This is a genomic window from Arthrobacter sp. StoSoilB19, from assembly GCF_019977275.1.
Lineage (GTDB): Bacteria > Actinomycetota > Actinomycetes > Actinomycetales > Micrococcaceae > Arthrobacter.
The window spans coordinates 3,601,526-3,616,085 of sequence record NZ_AP024650.1 but is presented as its reverse complement, the minus strand read 5'-3'; the positions used below and the strand labels follow the sequence as shown (position 1 = coordinate 3,616,085).

At 66.9% G+C, this 14,560-nt stretch carries 12 protein-coding genes; 5 read left to right on the top strand and 7 right to left on the bottom strand.

Features of this window, described 5'->3' with window-relative positions; translation table 11 throughout:
• Positions 1 to 21: 21 nt before the first annotated feature.
• The 4 genes from LDO86_RS16700 to LDO86_RS16685 all read right to left on the bottom strand — a co-directional run bounded on the left by LDO86_RS16700 (position 22) and on the right by LDO86_RS16685 (position 5,656).
• A complete protein-coding gene (locus LDO86_RS16700; protein WP_018768973.1) occupies positions 22 to 2,214 on the bottom strand; it encodes an alpha-galactosidase in 2,193 nt (730 codons plus the stop codon).
• Between the two features lie 152 nt (positions 2,215 to 2,366).
• A complete protein-coding gene (locus LDO86_RS16695) occupies positions 2,367 to 3,713 on the bottom strand; it encodes a sugar ABC transporter substrate-binding protein (RefSeq protein WP_134164153.1) in 1,347 nt (448 codons plus the stop codon).
• Positions 3,714 to 3,789: 76 nt separating this feature from the next.
• Positions 3,790 to 4,713 (bottom strand): carbohydrate ABC transporter permease, encoded by a 924-nt coding sequence (locus tag LDO86_RS16690; RefSeq protein ID WP_018768971.1) that lies wholly within the window; start codon positions 4,711 to 4,713, stop codon positions 3,790 to 3,792.
• A 10-nt stretch (positions 4,714 to 4,723) separates the two neighbouring features.
• Positions 4,724 to 5,656 carry a sugar ABC transporter permease gene (locus LDO86_RS16685; protein WP_018768970.1) on the bottom strand — a complete coding sequence of 311 codons (933 nt, stop codon included), beginning with the start codon at positions 5,654 to 5,656 and terminating at the stop codon, positions 4,724 to 4,726.
• 181 nt (positions 5,657 to 5,837) lie between these two features.
• Here LDO86_RS16685 and LDO86_RS16680 point away from each other — a divergent pair, with 181 nt between their 5' ends.
• Entirely contained in the window at positions 5,838 to 7,043 is a 1,206-nt protein-coding gene (locus tag LDO86_RS16680) for a Gfo/Idh/MocA family oxidoreductase (RefSeq protein ID WP_018768969.1), read from the top strand.
• 10 nt (positions 7,044 to 7,053) lie between these two features.
• Positions 7,054 to 8,076: a LacI family DNA-binding transcriptional regulator gene (locus tag LDO86_RS16675; RefSeq protein ID WP_018768968.1), complete on the top strand. Its 1,023-nt coding sequence runs from the start codon at positions 7,054 to 7,056 to the stop codon at positions 8,074 to 8,076.
• Here LDO86_RS16675 and LDO86_RS16670 read toward each other — a convergent pair.
• Both LDO86_RS16670 and acs read right to left on the bottom strand, forming a co-directional pair.
• Entirely contained in the window at positions 8,073 to 8,870 is a 798-nt protein-coding gene (locus LDO86_RS16670) for a DeoR/GlpR family DNA-binding transcription regulator (RefSeq protein ID WP_018768967.1), read from the bottom strand. The genes LDO86_RS16675 and LDO86_RS16670 overlap by 4 nt on opposite strands.
• Positions 8,871 to 8,960: 90 nt before the next feature.
• On the bottom strand, positions 8,961 to 10,982 hold the full coding sequence (acs, locus tag LDO86_RS16665; RefSeq protein ID WP_018768966.1) for an acetate--CoA ligase: 2,022 nt from the start codon (positions 10,980 to 10,982) through the stop codon (positions 8,961 to 8,963).
• A gap of 409 nt (positions 10,983 to 11,391) precedes the next feature.
• Between acs and LDO86_RS16660 the strand changes: the two genes are divergently transcribed.
• The 3 genes from LDO86_RS16660 to LDO86_RS16650 are packed head-to-tail and all read left to right on the top strand — an operon-like array spanning position 11,392 to position 14,325.
• Complete coding sequence (locus LDO86_RS16660; RefSeq protein WP_026265718.1) at positions 11,392 to 12,813, top strand: hypothetical protein; 1,422 nt, start codon at positions 11,392 to 11,394, stop codon at positions 12,811 to 12,813.
• 43 nt (positions 12,814 to 12,856) lie between these two features.
• Entirely contained in the window at positions 12,857 to 13,651 is a 795-nt protein-coding gene (nth, locus tag LDO86_RS16655; RefSeq protein WP_018768965.1) for an endonuclease III, read from the top strand.
• The gene (locus LDO86_RS16650; RefSeq protein ID WP_056392582.1) at positions 13,648 to 14,325 is read left to right on the top strand and encodes a CoA pyrophosphatase; all 678 of its coding nucleotides are present in this window, start codon (positions 13,648 to 13,650) and stop codon (positions 14,323 to 14,325) included. The genes nth and LDO86_RS16650 overlap by 4 nt, the downstream gene beginning before the upstream one ends.
• A 3-nt stretch (positions 14,326 to 14,328) precedes the next feature.
• Here LDO86_RS16650 and LDO86_RS16645 read toward each other — a convergent pair whose 3' ends face one another.
• On the bottom strand, positions 14,329 to 14,520 hold the full coding sequence (locus LDO86_RS16645; RefSeq protein WP_018768963.1) for a DUF1508 domain-containing protein: 192 nt from the start codon (positions 14,518 to 14,520) through the stop codon (positions 14,329 to 14,331).
• Between the last annotated feature and the right edge of the window lie 40 nt (positions 14,521 to 14,560).

Sequence of the window (14,560 nt, the reverse complement as noted above, 5' to 3'; positions counted from 1 at the left end):
GGCAGGGGGTCCGATGGCTGTTTAGAGGGCCGTCGCCTTCAGCAGCAGGGCATGCTCGGGGTTCAGCACCGGCATCGGCAGCCCTACCTCCGCGAGGAAACGGCCGTTGGCCACGGCTCCACCGGCAAGCCACGCCGGCGGTTGCGCCTGGGTGAAGGTGTGCGCGTAGTCGGCGTCCTCCTGGACGGGGGCGAGGACCGCAACCCGGTAATTCCGCTCCGGCTCCAGGCCGGGGAGGCCCATGCGTCCGGGCTGCTCCGCGGCAGAGGTGCGCGTGCCCACGACGGCGAACAGGGCCGCCGTCGTGCTGTCCGCGATGGACCCGTCCGCCACCACGCCGTGCAGCAGGAAGGCATCATCGGCGACGTCCGCGTGGACCCGGCGGCCGCTGTGGATCAGGTCCCGGTGTTCCTTGTACAGGCCCACGATGCGCCGAAGTTCGTCGCGCTCCTTGCCCTGGACGCTCCGGACGTCCCATTCCATGCCAAAGTGGCCGAACAGGGCGGTGATGGCCCGGAAGGACAGGTCGTGCGTGCGGGCGGTGGTGTGCGACGTGGTGGGGCCGATGTGGCTGCCCACCAGCTCGGGCGGGACCACCGCGCCGGTCCAGCGCTGGATGGTCTGCCGTTCCAGCGCATCGTTGCAGTCCGAGGCCCAGATCCGGTCGGTCCGCTCCAGGATGCCCAGGTCCACGCGCGCGCCGCCGGAGGAGCAGCTTTCAATCTCCACGCCGGGGTGTGCCTTGCGGAGCTCGTCGAACAACCGGTACGCGGCGAGGGTCTGCGCGTGGACGGAAGGGGCGCCGGCGTGGCCGTGTTCCACGAGGTCGCGGTTCTGGTCCCACTTCAGGTAGCTGATGTTGTTGCCGGACAGGAGCCCGTCGATCCGGTCGTAGATGTACTGCCACGCGTCCGGGTTCACCAGGTCGATGACGTGCTGGTTGCGCCACTCCAGGGGCAGCCGGCCGCCGTCCTTGTGTGCCTTCGCCGACGGGCCCACGATCCAGTCAGGGTGGGCGCGCGCGATGTCCGAGTCAAGGTTGACCATCTCCGGTTCAACCCACAGCCCAAACTCCATGCCGCGGGAGGTGACGGCGTCGATGAGGGGGGCCAGGCCGTTGGGCCACAGGGTTTCGTCCACGTACCAGTCGCCCAGGCCTGCATGGTCGTCCCGGCGGCCGCGGAACCAGCCGTCGTCGAGCACGAAGCGCTCCACGCCGAGGTCGGCGGCCGATTCCGCCAGTTCGGTCAGGATGTCCAGGTTGTGGTTGAAGTAGACGGCCTCCCAGACGTTGAGGACGACGGGCCGCGGCTTGCCGGCGGGCAGGCCGGTGGACGCGGCGGGCAGGACATGGTGGGGACGGGAGCGGAACCAGCTGTAGAACGCTTCGGTAATGCCGTCCAGGCCGTGGTCGGAGTAGGCGGCGAACAAAGCGGGGGTGGTGTAGCGGGCACCTGGTTCAAGGATGACTTCGGCGGGACCCAGCAGCTCGGAACCGCCGATCATGGTCCGGCCGTCGCCGATGGTGTCGGCGAACTGTTCATGGTTGCCGCTCCAGGCCAGGTGGGTGGCCCACACCCTGCCGTGCCGGTTGCCGAAGCCCTTGGTGCCGGCGGCGAACAGCAGGGAGGAATCGTGGCCGGTGCGGCCGTGCCGGCCGGTGCGAACCCAGGTGCCCTGCTGGATGGGGCGGCGCTGGGGATGCCGCTCGCGGCACCAGCGCCCGGTCAGGTCAAGGAGTTCGACGGCGTCCGGTGCCACGGGCAGGACGGTCGCCAGCTCGTCCACCTGGAAAGGCGTGGTTCCCTCATTGGTGATGGTGTGGCGCAGTTCCAGCAGGCCGCCCGCATGAAGCGCAAGGGACGTGGCGACGCTCAGGCCCGTGTCGCCGTCGGCCTGCACGATGGTGGCGCAGGATCCTTCGGTGCTGACGGAGGTGACGCGGAGGCGGGAGGAGAAGTCCCGGCCGGCGCCGCTGTCCGTGATCCTGTGGCCACGCAGGGCCGGGCGCCCGCGCCAGGCCGAGGAAGCCTGGGGGAGGAGGCCCGCGGGAACGCGGACGTCGATCGACGAGGGCGGCACCGCAGCCGTGAGGATGGCCAGGTCCGGCAGGTCTGCGCCCAGCTCGGCGCCCCAGTGGATGACTTCGGCCTCTCCGCTGTCGAAGCTGATCACCAGGCTGGTGCCGGCGGAACGGAGGTGCAAGGGATCCATAGGGAAGTCTCTTTCAGTGTTCAGGGATTGCGTCGTCACGAACGCGCAAAAGGAAAATCACGGGAAGGGGAGGCCGGGTGCCGCCGCCGCGAGGAGGGGACGGCGGCACCCGGCCGGGTGGCTGCGACCACATACGCAGCCACGTGCGGGGGTTACTTGAAGAGGGCGTTGACCTGGTCGTTGGCGGCCGTCAGGGAGCTGGCCTTGGATTTGCCGGAGACCACGGAGTCCATGGCCGGCTTCATGATGCCGTCAACCTTCGCGGCGTTGTCAGCGATCGGGTAGAGGAACGTGGTGCCGTCCTTGACCTGCTGGCTGAAGGGGGTGACGTCCACGCCCTTGGCCTTGAAGGCTTCCACGGCCTTGTCTGCGGAGGTCTTGATGGCGGGGAAGACGACGGCCTTGGAAGCCACCACGTCCTGGCAGGCGGCGGAGCCGAGGTATTCGACCCACTTGATGGCGGCTTCGGGCTTCTTGGTGCCGGCGTAGATGGAGTCCGCCAGGCCGTTGTACATGCTGGCGCGCTTGCCGTTGACACCCACCGGGGTGGGGGCGATGCCCACCTTGACGTCCTTGTAGCCGGTGTACTGGCCGATCATCCAGGAGCCGTTGGCGTTGATGACGGACTTGCCGGCGGCGAAGGTATCGGCCATGCTGGCGCCCACCGTGGTTTCGAGCTTGGGCATGTAGCCCTTCTCCACCAGCCCGGCGAACCAGTCGATGCTTTCCTGAAACTTGGGGTCGTCGTAGTTGAAGTGCTTGCCCCACGGGTTCTTGTCCGTGTGCGTCCAGCCGGTGGTGCCGGTCAGGTAGCTCCATTCGGTCTGGCCCTGGCCGGAACCGGAGCCGTTGAGGCCGAGCCCGTAGACGGCAACGTTGTTCTTGTCGAAGCCGGGCTCGTCGCCGCGCTTGCCGTTCTTGTCCACGGTCAGGTGGGCGATGGTCTTTTCGTATGAACCGCCGTCCTTCGGATTCCACGTCAGGTTGGCCATCTGCTCCGGGGTGACGCCGGCGTCCGCGGCAAGTTTGGTGTTGTAGAACAGCGCGATGGTGTCCCAGTCCTTGGGAAGTCCGTAGCGCTTGCCGTCCTGGCCCACCCAGAGGTCCGCCAGGCCGGAGTTGTAGATGCCGGTGTCGATGTTGTCCTTCTTGACGGCGTCGTCCAGGGCGAGCAGCTGCTTGTTCTTGATGAATTCGGGGTACTTGCCCAGGTGGTCGGTGAAGACGTCCGGGGCGGTGCCTGCCACGAATCCGTTGGTCAGGGTGCCCCAGTAATCGTCCCAGCCGCGCTGGGTGACCTTGACGGTGATGTCCGGGTTGGCCTTGTGGAAGTCGTCGGCGCACTGCTTGTAGGCGGGGAGCTGGTTGGCGTCCCAGAGCCAGTAGTTGATCTCGCCCTTGCCGGCTTCCGCGGAGCCGCCGCCTCCGCAGGCGGAGAGGGCCAGGACTGCTGCCGCGGCTGCTGCGAGGGAGCCGAGTGCTTTCTTGTTCAGGTTCATGGGGGTCCTTTCAGGGTGCTTCCGGGCAGGCCGCCGTGGCGCGCGCCGGGAGGGGGAATTACGAGGGAAGGGGTGATTACTTGATGCCGGAGAAGCCGATGGAGTTGACGATTTTCTTGCCGAAGACGGCGAACAGGATCAGGACGGGAAGGGCGGAGACCAGCGTGGCTGCCATGAGGCCGGACCAGTCCGGCGCTCCCTGCGGCGATTGGGACTTGAACACGCCCAGGCCCACCGTGAGGACGCGGACGGACTCCTCCTGGCCCACCAGCAGCGGCCAGAAGTACTCGTTCCACTGGCCGATGAAGGTGAGCAGGGCCAGGGTGGCGATGGGGGCGGCGGCGTTTGGCAGGATGATCTGGAAGAAGATCCGAAGGTGCTTGGCGCCGTCGAGCATTGCCGCTTCCTCCACCTCGCGGGACATGTTCAGGAAGAACTGCCGGAGGAAGAAAATGGCGAACGGGGTCATGAAGATGTAGGGGAGTACCAGCCCCGCCATGGTGTTGAGCAGGCCCAGGTTCTTGATCAGGAGGAAGTTGGGCAGCGCGGTGAAGATCGGCGGCACCATCATGGTGGCCAGGAACAGGCTGAAGACCAGGTTCCGTCCCCGCCACCGCAGCCGGGCGAAGGCGTAGGCGGCCATGGCGCTGAAGAACACTGCGCCGGTGGTGGTGATGGAGGCAAAGAGCACGGAGTTGCGCAGGTAGATCCAGAAGTCGATTTGCGCGCCGGATCCGCCCTGGGCCACTGCCTCTTCGGGGGACTGCAGGCCGAAGACGCGCTGGAATGCGCCCAGGCTGAATTCTGCGGGCAGCAGGTTGGTGGCGTTGCCGGCCAGGGCCCCGTTGGTGGACAGTGCCGTCCGGAGGATCCAGTAGAAGGGGAGGACCGAGACAGCCACGGCGATGGCCACAAGGAACCAGGCGGCGGTGCGGCGCCAGTTGAACGGACGACGCCGGGTGGCGGGCCGGGCGGGTGCGGAGACTTTTGCGGTGGTCATGGAAGTGTCCTTAATCCAGGTCTGATTCGTTGCCCTTGAGGAACTTCATCTGGATGAAGGCCACCAGGGCGAGGATGACGAAGAGGATGACCGCCAGGGCGGAGCCGTAGCCGAAGTCCGATTCCGTGAAGGCCTTTTGGTAGATGTAGAACTGCAGCACCCGGCTGGCATTGACGGGTCCGCCCAGGGTGGTGACGGCAACGGTGTCGAACACCTGGAAGGAACCGATGACGGTGACGATCAGGACCAGCGCGAGCACCGGGCGCAGCAGCGGCATGGTGATCTTGCGGAATGTTTGCCAGGGTGAGGCGCCGTCCAGGTTGGCCACTTCGTAGACGTGGCTGGGAATGGCCTGCAGGCCGGCGAACAGCAGCAGGGCGGTGTAGCCCATGTGCCGCCAGGTGTTGATGAGGGCCTGGGTGGGGATGGCCCATTCCTCGCTGCCGAAGAATGCCACCTTGGGCAGGCCGATGGCGTCGATGAAGTAGTTGACGATGCCGATCTGGTAGTCCAGGAGCCAGAACCAGAGGAGGGCGGCGATCACGTTCGCCATCAGGTACGGCAGCAGAAGCGCGCCGCGGATCACGGTTGATTTGGCTACCCGGTGCATCAGCAGGGCAAGCCCCAGCGCGAGCGTGGTCTGGAGGAGGATGTTGATTAGGACGTACTGCCCGGTGACAGCCAGCGCATTCCAGAACAGGGGGTCCTTGGCGATGGCCTCATAGTTGGCGGCACCGATCCACGTCGGGTCGCCGAGGATGCTGTATTCGGTGAAGCTGAGGTAGATGCCCCGCAGGGTGGGCACCAGGTAGAAAACGATAAATCCGATCATCGCCGGGGCTATGAAGAACAATGCGATCTTCAGGTCGCTCTGTCCCCGGCGCTTCAGCGGCCGGTGCGCTGCGTGCACTGCCGGGCTGGCGTTCCTGGTAAGGGTGGTCATCGTCGACCCTTTCCTGAGTGTGATGGAAGTAACAGGCTGGAAAGAAATCTACACGAGTAGATATTCGACGGCAAGGGCTTATTTCAATGTTTCAAAACCAGGGCAATTACGCCAGTGACTGGATATTGACTCGAGTAGATGCGGATGAAACACTCGGATAAACTTCAATCGGAAGGCAACAATGACGTTCTCCATCGGCATCGTGGGCGCGGGCCAGTTCGGCAGCCAGTTCGCACACCTGTTCAACCTGCATCCCGGCGTCAGTGCGGTCTATGTTGTGGACGAGCTGCCGGAGCGGGCTGAATCCGTGGTCCGAAGGCTGGATCTTGCCGGCGTCGTGCCCGACTTTGACGCCCTTCTGGCCTCCGACGTCGACGCCGTGGCGGTCTTCACCCAGCGCTGGACGCACGGACCCCTGGTGGAGCGTGCTCTCCGCGCCGGCAAGCACGTCTACTCAGCCGTGCCCATGGCGGTTGCCGAAGAGGAGATCGCCCGCATCATCCAGGCCGTCCGGGACACCGGCAAGGTGTACATGATGGGTGAGACCAGCTACTACAACCCCGCCACCGTGTATGCCCGCGAACAGCAGGCGGCCGGCAGGTTTGGCCGGGTCTTCTACTCCGAAGGCGACTACGTCCACGACATGGACCTCGGCTTTTATGACGCCTACCAGTACAGCGGGGGCGAGCGGTGGAAGGAGACGGCAAGCTACCCGCCAATGCTCTACCCCACCCATGCGATCGGCGGGGTGCTGGGGGCCATCCCGGCGCACGCCGTCAGCGTCAGCTGCGTGGGCGTCAAGGACCAGCGGGATGACGGGGTATTCGACAAGGACGTCAGCATGTTCGGCAATGACTTCTCCAACGCCACGGCGCTCTTTGAACTGAACGACGGCGGCGTGATGCGCACCAACGAGATGCGCCGCGTGGGCTATCCGTCCCACATCCGCGAATCGCGCTTCCGGTTTTTTGGCACGGAGGCAAGCTTTGAACAGCTCGCCAGGGTCACCGTCTGGCAGGACAAACAGAATGTCCACGACATCTCCGAGCAGATGGAAACCCGGCCCAGCATGTCCCTGGACGATCCCTCACTGGCCAACGTGGCCCCGGAACTCCGGGACGCATTCGTGTCGGGACTCGCTCCCGTCCACGACGCCGGACGGTTGCCTGAGGAGTTCCGCGGCGCACCGAACGGGCACGAGGGAAGCCACCATTTCCTGGTGGACGACTTCGTCACGGCGGTCAATGACGGCACACTGCCGCCCGTGAATGCGTGGGTGGCCGCCCGCTTCACCCTCCCGGGCATCGTGGCCCACCAGTCCGCCCTGCAAAACGGCGTACGGCTTCCCATCCGTGACTTTGGGGATGCGCCGGGTATGAGTGGTTAGCATGGACAGCATGACTTCCCCGGCCGCGCAGGCCTCCCGCGGCGGCCCGGTGACCCGCAAGGATGTGGCGCGCTATGCCGGCGTCAGCACCGCCGTCGTCAGTTACGTGGTCAATGGCGGACCCAAGAAAGTGGCGCCGGCAACCGAAGCCAAGGTCCAGGACGCCATCCGCGTCCTGGGCTACCGGCCCAACGCCGCCGCGCGGGCGCTGAAGCTCGGCTCAAGCGAGACCCTGGGGCTTATCGTCCCGGACATCTCGAACCCGTTCTTCTCACTGTTTTCGCACGCCGTGGAGGATGCCGCCGCAGACCTGGGGTACGCGCTGGTGTTGAGCAACTCGGACGGAAACCTGGCCAAGGAACGCCGCAACATCCGGAACCTCGCCGCCCGGCAGGTGGACGGCGTCCTGCTGGCCAGCGTCCTTTTCGAACCCGATCTCGAGGCGCTGGAAACGGCGGACATCCCGTCCGTGCTGCTCAACCAGGAACGTGACGCCCCGGGCTTCAACAGCATCGGTGTGGACCTGGCGGCCGGAGCCAGGATCGCGGTGGAACACCTGATCAGCCATGGCCACACCAACATCGGCCTGGCCATGGGAACCAACGTCTCCGGGGAGACCGACGGCCGTGAAGTAGGTTGGCGGCAAGCGCTCCAGGAAGCTGGTCTGCCCGAGGGGCCCATTGCCTACAGTGCCTTCACCCGGCCCGGAGGGTACGTGGCCGGGCAACGCCTCCTGGCGTCAGTGAACCGGCCAACGGCCGTCTTCGCCACGTCCGATATGCAGGGGATTGGACTGCTGCGGGCCATCCATGAAGCGGGACTGTCTGTTCCGGGCGACATTGCCGTGGCGTCTTTTGACGGCTCGGCCGACTCTGAATACTCCTGGCCGCCGCTGACCACCGTTGAGCAGCCGGTGGCGGCCATGGCGGAGGCTGCCGTGGCGGCACTCGTTGGAGCCAGCCGGGGGGAGGACCCGCGGCACCGGATCTTTCCCACCAAACTGCACGTACGCCAATCCTGCGGCTGCCCCTAGCCGGCCGACTGCATGGCGGGCAGGCGCAGCCTGGTCCGCTCCTGCAGGACCCGCCGGGCCTCCGGGCCAAGTCCGGAATCGCTGATGACCTCATCCACGTCATCCAGGGCGGCGATGGAACTGATGCCCAGCATTCCCCATTTGGTGTGGTCGGCCAGCACCACTGTCTTGCGCGCTGCTGCCATGAAGGCCCGGTCGGTTTCGGCTTCGAGCAGGTTGGGTGTGGTGAAGCCCGCCTCGGCATCCATCCCGTGGACGCCCAGGAACAGCACGTCCAGGTGCAGTTGCTTGAGGGCGCCCGTTGCGATGGGCCCCACCAGGGCGTCTGAGGGCGTGCGCTCGCCGCCCACCAGGATCACGGTGGAGGAGTAACGGGCCGAGCCGGACGAGGCAGCGTGGTGGAAGAGGTCCGCGATCCTGACAGAGTTGGTGACCACCGTGATCCGCGGCCCTCCAACCAGTTCCTTGGCCAATGCCCACGTGGTGGTGCCGGCACCCAGGCCGACCGCCATGCCCTCGTGGACCAGGGCGGCCGCCTCCACGGCGATGGCGCGCTTCTCCGCGGTCAACTGCGTGGACTTCAGCTCGAAACCGGGCTCATGCGTGCTTGCATCCCCCGGCAGCTTGGCGCCGCCGTGGATTCGTTCCAGCTTGCCGCCCTCCTCGAGCAGCTCGATGTCCCGCCTCACCGTCATCAACGAGACGCCAAGCTGGGTGGCGAGGTCCGAGACCCGGACCACCCGCTCCCGCTGGACGGCATCCAGGATTGCTTGGTGTCGGGCGGCAGGCAGCATGGAGGCGGATCCTTCAACGCGGGTGGCAAGGGTGCTCCCAGCATACGGCGACGGCGCCTCCCCGGCTGGGGAAGCGCCGTCGCCGTATTGCTACTTCCGGAGGCTGGCCGCGATCTGCTGCATGATCGTGGGGTCGGACAGCGTGGTGGCGTCGCCCGGGTCGCGGCCTTCCGCCACGTCCTTGAGGAGCCGGCGCATGATCTTGCCGGACCGGGTCTTGGGCAGTTCGGGCACCACCAGGATGTTCTTGGGCTTGGCAATGGGCCCGATTTCCTTGCCCACGTGGTTGCGCAGCTCCTGTACGGTGGCGTCGCCGTGGTTCACGGCATCGCCGCGGAGGATCACGAACGCAACCACGGCCTGGCCGGTGGTTTCGTCCGTGGCGCCCACGACGGCGGCCTCCGCCACGGCGGGGTGGCTCACCAGGGCGGATTCGATTTCTGTGGTGGAGAGCCGGTGCCCGGAGACGTTCATGACGTCGTCCACGCGGCCCAGCAGCCAGATGTCCCCGTCTTCGTCCTTCTTGGCGCCGTCCCCGGCGAAGTACATGTTTTCGAAGCGGGACCAGTAGGTGTCCTTGAACCGCTGCGGGTCGCCCCAGATGCCGCGCAGCATGGCCGGCCAGGGTTCGCGGATCACCAGGAAACCGCCGTGGCCGTTGGGGACGGACTCGCCCATTTCATCCACCACATCCACGGCGATACCGGGCAGCGGCACCTGGGCGGAGCCGGGCTTGGTGGCGGTGACCCCGGGAAGCGGGGCGATCATCTGTGCGCCGGTTTCGGTCTGCCACCAGGTGTCCACGATGGGCGCCTTGTCGCCGCCGATTACCTTGCGGTACCACATCCAGGCCTCGGGGTTGATGGGCTCGCCCACCGAACCCAGCACCCGCAGGGAGGAAAGATCGTACTTCGCCGGGATCTCCGCGCCCCACTTCATGAAGGTGCGGATGGCGGTGGGAGCGGTGTACAGGATGGAGACCTTGTACTTTTCCACGATCTCCCACCAGCGGCCCTGGTGCGGGGAGTCCGGCGTGCCCTCGTACATGACCTGCGTGGCGCCGTTGATGAGCGGGGCGTAGGCGACGTAGGAGTGGCCGGTGACCCAGCCGACGTCGGCCGTGCACCAGTACACGTCCGTTTCCGGATGCAGGTCAAAGACCGCCCTGTGGGTGTAGGCGGTCTGGGTGAGGTAGCCGCCGGTGGTGTGCAGGATGCCCTTGGGCTTCCCGGTGGTACCGGACGTGTAGAGGATGTAGAGCGGGTGCTCCGAATCGTGGCCCACTGCGGTGTGCTCTGCGCTGGCCGTCCCCACCGTGTCCGCCCACCAGTGGTCCCGGCCCTCGTGCCAGTCCACGTCCTGGCCGTTGCGCTTGACCACCACCACGTTCTGGACCGTGTGGCCATCGTGGGCCAGGGCATCATCGACGGCCGGCTTCAGGGGGCTCGGCTTGCCTCGGCGGTAGGTGCCGTCGGCGGTCACCACCAGCTTGGCTTCGGCGTCGTCGATCCGGGACCGGAGGGCCTCCGCCGAGAATCCACCGAACACCACCGAGTGGACCGCGCCGATGCGTGCGCATGCCAGCAGCGTGATCACGGCCTCCGGGATCATGGGCAGGTACACCGCAACCCGGTCACCCTTGGCAACGCCCAGGGACTCGAAAGCGTTGGCCGCCTTCTTCACTTCCTCGGTCAGCTGGGCGTAGGTATAGGTGCGGGTGTCGCCGGGCTCGCCCTCGAAGTAGATGGCCACGCGGTCGCCGTTGCCGGCCTCCACATGCCGGTCCAGCGCGTTGTACGCCGCGTTGATTTCGCCGCCAACGAACCACTTGGCGAACGGCGGATCAGACCAGTCCAGCGCTTGTGTGAAGTCCTTGGACCACGTCAGCAGCTCCCGGGCCTTCTTCGCCCAAAACGCGGGCCGGTCGGCGTTCGCCTCCCCGTACTCGGCGGCGGTGACAACGGCGTCGGCCGCGAATTCCGGGGAGGGTGGAAAGGCCCGCGTCTCATGCAGCAGGTTCGCGAAGGCGTCGCCCTGGTGGCCTTGCTGTCCTGCCGGCTGGGCGGAAGCGGACGGAACGGTAGCCGTGGAGCTGGGAGTGTCCTGGGACATGTGAACCTCATCATTCATCGATCTTTGCCGCGCGGGACGCCGCCACCGCATGGCCCGCCGATCGCACGGCATTGGGCTCCAGCCGGGGGCGGGCATACCGCAAAGAGCTGTTCCGCAACCAAGCCTAATGCTTACGGTGCATCCGCTGTGTGCCCCGTCACATACGCGGCCATGAGCGGCATTTTTTATGCGGTGAATGGTCTCTTCATGACTCGCCAGGCACCGCCGGAGGCCTGCCCCAGCTAGTGATCGGCCGGGCCGTTGACTAGGCTGAGATGGAATTGTGACTTCACTTCGGACCTCTCCGGCCGGGCGCAAACAGCGCCTTGCCGGGCCCGGACCGCATGTCAAGACGGCACAGTTTTCGGGTCCGGACCGGGCCCGGTGCCGCCACGCTAAGGAGAGCAGAATGAACCAGCAGAGTTACGGCCAGCGAACGGGTCCGGACACCAAGGCAGGGCCAGGAGCCTCCGGGCCTGCCGTGGGAGGATCCGCGCACGCGACACCGGCCGGCAACGCCGCCAAGGGGCAGGCTGCAGGGCAGAAGGCCGGCTCCGGGAAGATCGACCCGAACGCCAACCAGGCGGTCCTCGGTCCGTTCACCGTGCGCGACCTGGCCGTCTTCGCAGGCACCCTGATCCTCTTTGTCGCGTCCCTGCTTCCCCTCTTCGGCGCCCGGTACAACCTGTGGAACCTCAACAACCTGTTCTTCCTGGGACTGGGCATCGTCCTGCCGCTGATCGCCAGCGCATTGTTCGCGGCGCGCCGCCTGGCACCCGCCACAAGGATCCGCGTGGGGTCGCTCTCGATCGACCAGTTCGCCTCCGTTGTGGCCTCCTTCGCCCTGGCCTTCTTCTTCCTGTCCGTTGCAGGCGGCTACGTCACCAGCCTGCTGGTGGGCCTGATCGGCTCGCTCGTCCTCTTCGCCGCCACCGTGCTGGGCCGGTTCCTGCCGTACCTTTCCGGTGACTTCAAGGACCGGCCAGAGACGCCGGCGCACATTGTGGCCCGCGAGGCCGCGGTCCCGCTGCGGAAGCCGCGCACCCCCAAAGCCCCCAAGCCGGAGTCCGGCTCCAACCAGTCAAAGGGCGGCTTCAAAGGTGCCACCCTGTTCGGTGGGGCCGGTGCAGGTTCCTCCGCCGTCGAGCCGGGATCTTCCAGCCCCAACCCTGCGCCGGCGCGTTCCACCCACACGCCCGCCACTGCCGCCGTCCCCGTGGCCAATGCCGGGGCTGCCGTTGCAGGGACCGGCGCTGCAGCTGCCGGCGCTCCAGCTGCGGGCACCGCCGCGGGTCCGGCTGCCTCTACCCCCGCGGCGCCAACCGCCCCTGTATCAACCAGCCCTGTATCATCCACCCCTGTATCAACCGCCCCCGAAGCCGCTGACCGGGATGCCGGCACGCCGCATCAGGACGCCGGCCCGCCCACCCAGGCGGCCGACGTCGTCCGTCCTGAATCAACCACGGCCCCGGCAGCCGAGGAGACCCAGCACGGTGCCGTCCCCGCCGCGGGCGCTCCGCAGGCAGCGTGGGAGCCGCCGGCCGCCACCGCTGTCCACCAGCAGGTCCGTTCCGAGCAGCCCATCGGCGCGACAGTGGACCCGTCCACCCGCCATGACGAGACCGACGGGCAGCCCATCCATGAGGCTTTCTGGTTCGCCGTCGCCCAGCACCGCACCGCCTACGACCCCCGCACCGGTGCGCCTGCCTTCGTGATCGAGCCCGGCGGCTGGGTACTGGCGCTTGAGGACCGGGGCCACGAATTCCTGGTCCAGCACACGGACGGACGGCTGGGCGTCCTGCGCGACCTCAGCAACATCGAGCGCGGCTGACGCCGTGGCCGGGCCACGCAGCAAGAACGGGCAGGCCGCGGGGATGCCCGTGGTTTCGTCCGAATCCGTCCTGGCGCTGAAACGGCGGGCACGGCGCATCCACCGGGCCCTGGCCGAAAAATATCCCTACGCCCACGCGGAACTGGACTTCCGCAACCCCTTCGAACTGCTGGTGGCCACCGTGCTGTCCGCCCAGACCACCGACGTCACGGTCAACCAGGTCACCAAAGTGCTGTTCGCACGCTGGCCCAATGCCCGGTCCCTGGCCGAGGCGGACCCCACGGAGCTTGAAACCATCCTCAAGCCCACGGGGTTCTTCCGCGCCAAAGCGAGGAACGTCCTGGCGCTGTGCACCCGCCTGGTGGATGACTTTGACGGCGAGGTCCCGGGGCGGATGGAAGACCTGGTCACCTTGCCCGGGGTGGGCCGCAAAACCGCCAACGTGGTGCTGGCCAACGCCTTCGGCATCCCGGGCATCTCCGTCGATACCCATTTCGCCCGGCTGGCCAAGCGGTTTGGGTGGACCCAGTCCGAGGACCCTGTGCAGATCGAACAGGACGTGGCGGAGTTGTTTGACCGCAGGGACTGGACCATGCTGTCCCACCGTGTGATCTTCCACGGCCGCCGCGTCTGCCACGCCCGGAAGCCCGCCTGTGGTGCCTGTCCCGTGGCTAATTGGTGCCCGAGCTATGGCCTGGGGGAGACCGACCCCGTCAAAGCAGCCAAGCTCCTCAAGTATGAACTTGCGCCCGGCAGCGAGGCGTTGCTGGAGCAGTACCTGTCTGAACAGCAGCGGGCTGCGGAGATCCGGATGGCCTCCCAGGCGAGGGCCACGTGAGCGCAAGGGAAGACCTGGCCGCGCTGGTCCAGCGGGCGGAAGCCGGGACGGCCGGGCCCCCTGATCCACGCTGGGCTGCACTGACAGTAGATGCCTCCCGCGCCCGCAGGGCCGCGGTCCTGATGCTTTTCGGGGTGCTCGACGACGTCCCGGCCGCGTCCGGCAAGCCACTGGCGCCGGCGGATCTGGACGTCCTGCTCCTGGAGCGCGCCCACACCCTGGGTTCCCATCCAGGGCAGGTGGCGTTTCCCGGCGGCAGCATCGACCGGGGCGAAACGCCGGTGGCGGCTGCGCTTCGGGAAGCCGAGGAGGAAACCGGACTGGACACCGGCGGGGTGGAAGTCCTCGGCACGCTCCAGGAACTGGGCCTGGCGCACAGCAACTTCCTGGTGACGCCGGTGCTCGGATGGTGGCACTCGCCGTCGCCGGTCCGGGTGGTGGACTACGCCGAATCTGCCCAGGTATTCCGCGTCCCGGTCAGGGACCTCCTGGACCCGGACAACAGGGTGATGGCCACGGTCCACCGCGCAGGCCGCACGTTCGACAGCCCTGCCTTCACTGTCAACGGCGTGGTGGTGTGGGGCTTCACCGGCATTGTGCTGAGCGGCCTCTTCGACCAGCTCGGCTGGTCCGTTCCATGGGACCGCACCAGGCTGCACCCGATCGGGGTCTAGTTTTCAGGCCTGCTGGTGGCGCAAATCCACCACGATTCCGGTGGCGGCATTCTCGCGCATGGCGTTGATCCCGTCGCGGAGCAAGCTGAGGGACCTGAAGGTTGGTGACACCGCAACGATATTGCCTTCGGCGTCGGTCAGCCGCAGCCGGTACGACTCATCGCCTGCACGGTGAATTTCAAATCTTCCCGCCATGGACGGGGACCTCCCTGGTATGCGTCGTTGCATCAGCGTG

Bases quoted from the DNA above. Each gene is read 5' to 3' on its own strand.
- LDO86_RS16695 (WP_134164153.1), bottom strand. From the start codon at position 3,713: ATGAACCTGAACAAGAAAGCACTCGGCTCCCTCGCAGCAGCCGCGGCA.
- LDO86_RS16670 (WP_018768967.1), bottom strand. From the start codon at position 8,870: ATGCTGCCTGCCGCCCGACACCAAGCAATCCTGGATGCCGTCCAGCGG.
- LDO86_RS16645 (WP_018768963.1), bottom strand. From the start codon at position 14,520: ATGGCGGGAAGATTTGAAATTCACCGTGCAGGCGATGAGTCGTACCGG.
- LDO86_RS16700 (WP_018768973.1), bottom strand. From the start codon at position 2,214: ATGGATCCCTTGCACCTCCGTTCCGCCGGCACCAGCCTGGTGATCAGC.
- LDO86_RS16660 (WP_026265718.1), top strand. From the start codon at position 11,392: ATGAACCAGCAGAGTTACGGCCAGCGAACGGGTCCGGACACCAAGGCA.
- nth (WP_018768965.1), top strand. From the start codon at position 12,857: ATGCCCGTGGTTTCGTCCGAATCCGTCCTGGCGCTGAAACGGCGGGCA.
- LDO86_RS16685 (WP_018768970.1), bottom strand. From the start codon at position 5,656: ATGACCACCCTTACCAGGAACGCCAGCCCGGCAGTGCACGCAGCGCAC.
- acs (WP_018768966.1), bottom strand. From the start codon at position 10,982: ATGTCCCAGGACACTCCCAGCTCCACGGCTACCGTTCCGTCCGCTTCC.
- LDO86_RS16680 (WP_018768969.1), top strand. From the start codon at position 5,838: ATGACGTTCTCCATCGGCATCGTGGGCGCGGGCCAGTTCGGCAGCCAG.
- LDO86_RS16675 (WP_018768968.1), top strand. From the start codon at position 7,054: ATGACTTCCCCGGCCGCGCAGGCCTCCCGCGGCGGCCCGGTGACCCGC.
- LDO86_RS16690 (WP_018768971.1), bottom strand. From the start codon at position 4,713: ATGACCACCGCAAAAGTCTCCGCACCCGCCCGGCCCGCCACCCGGCGT.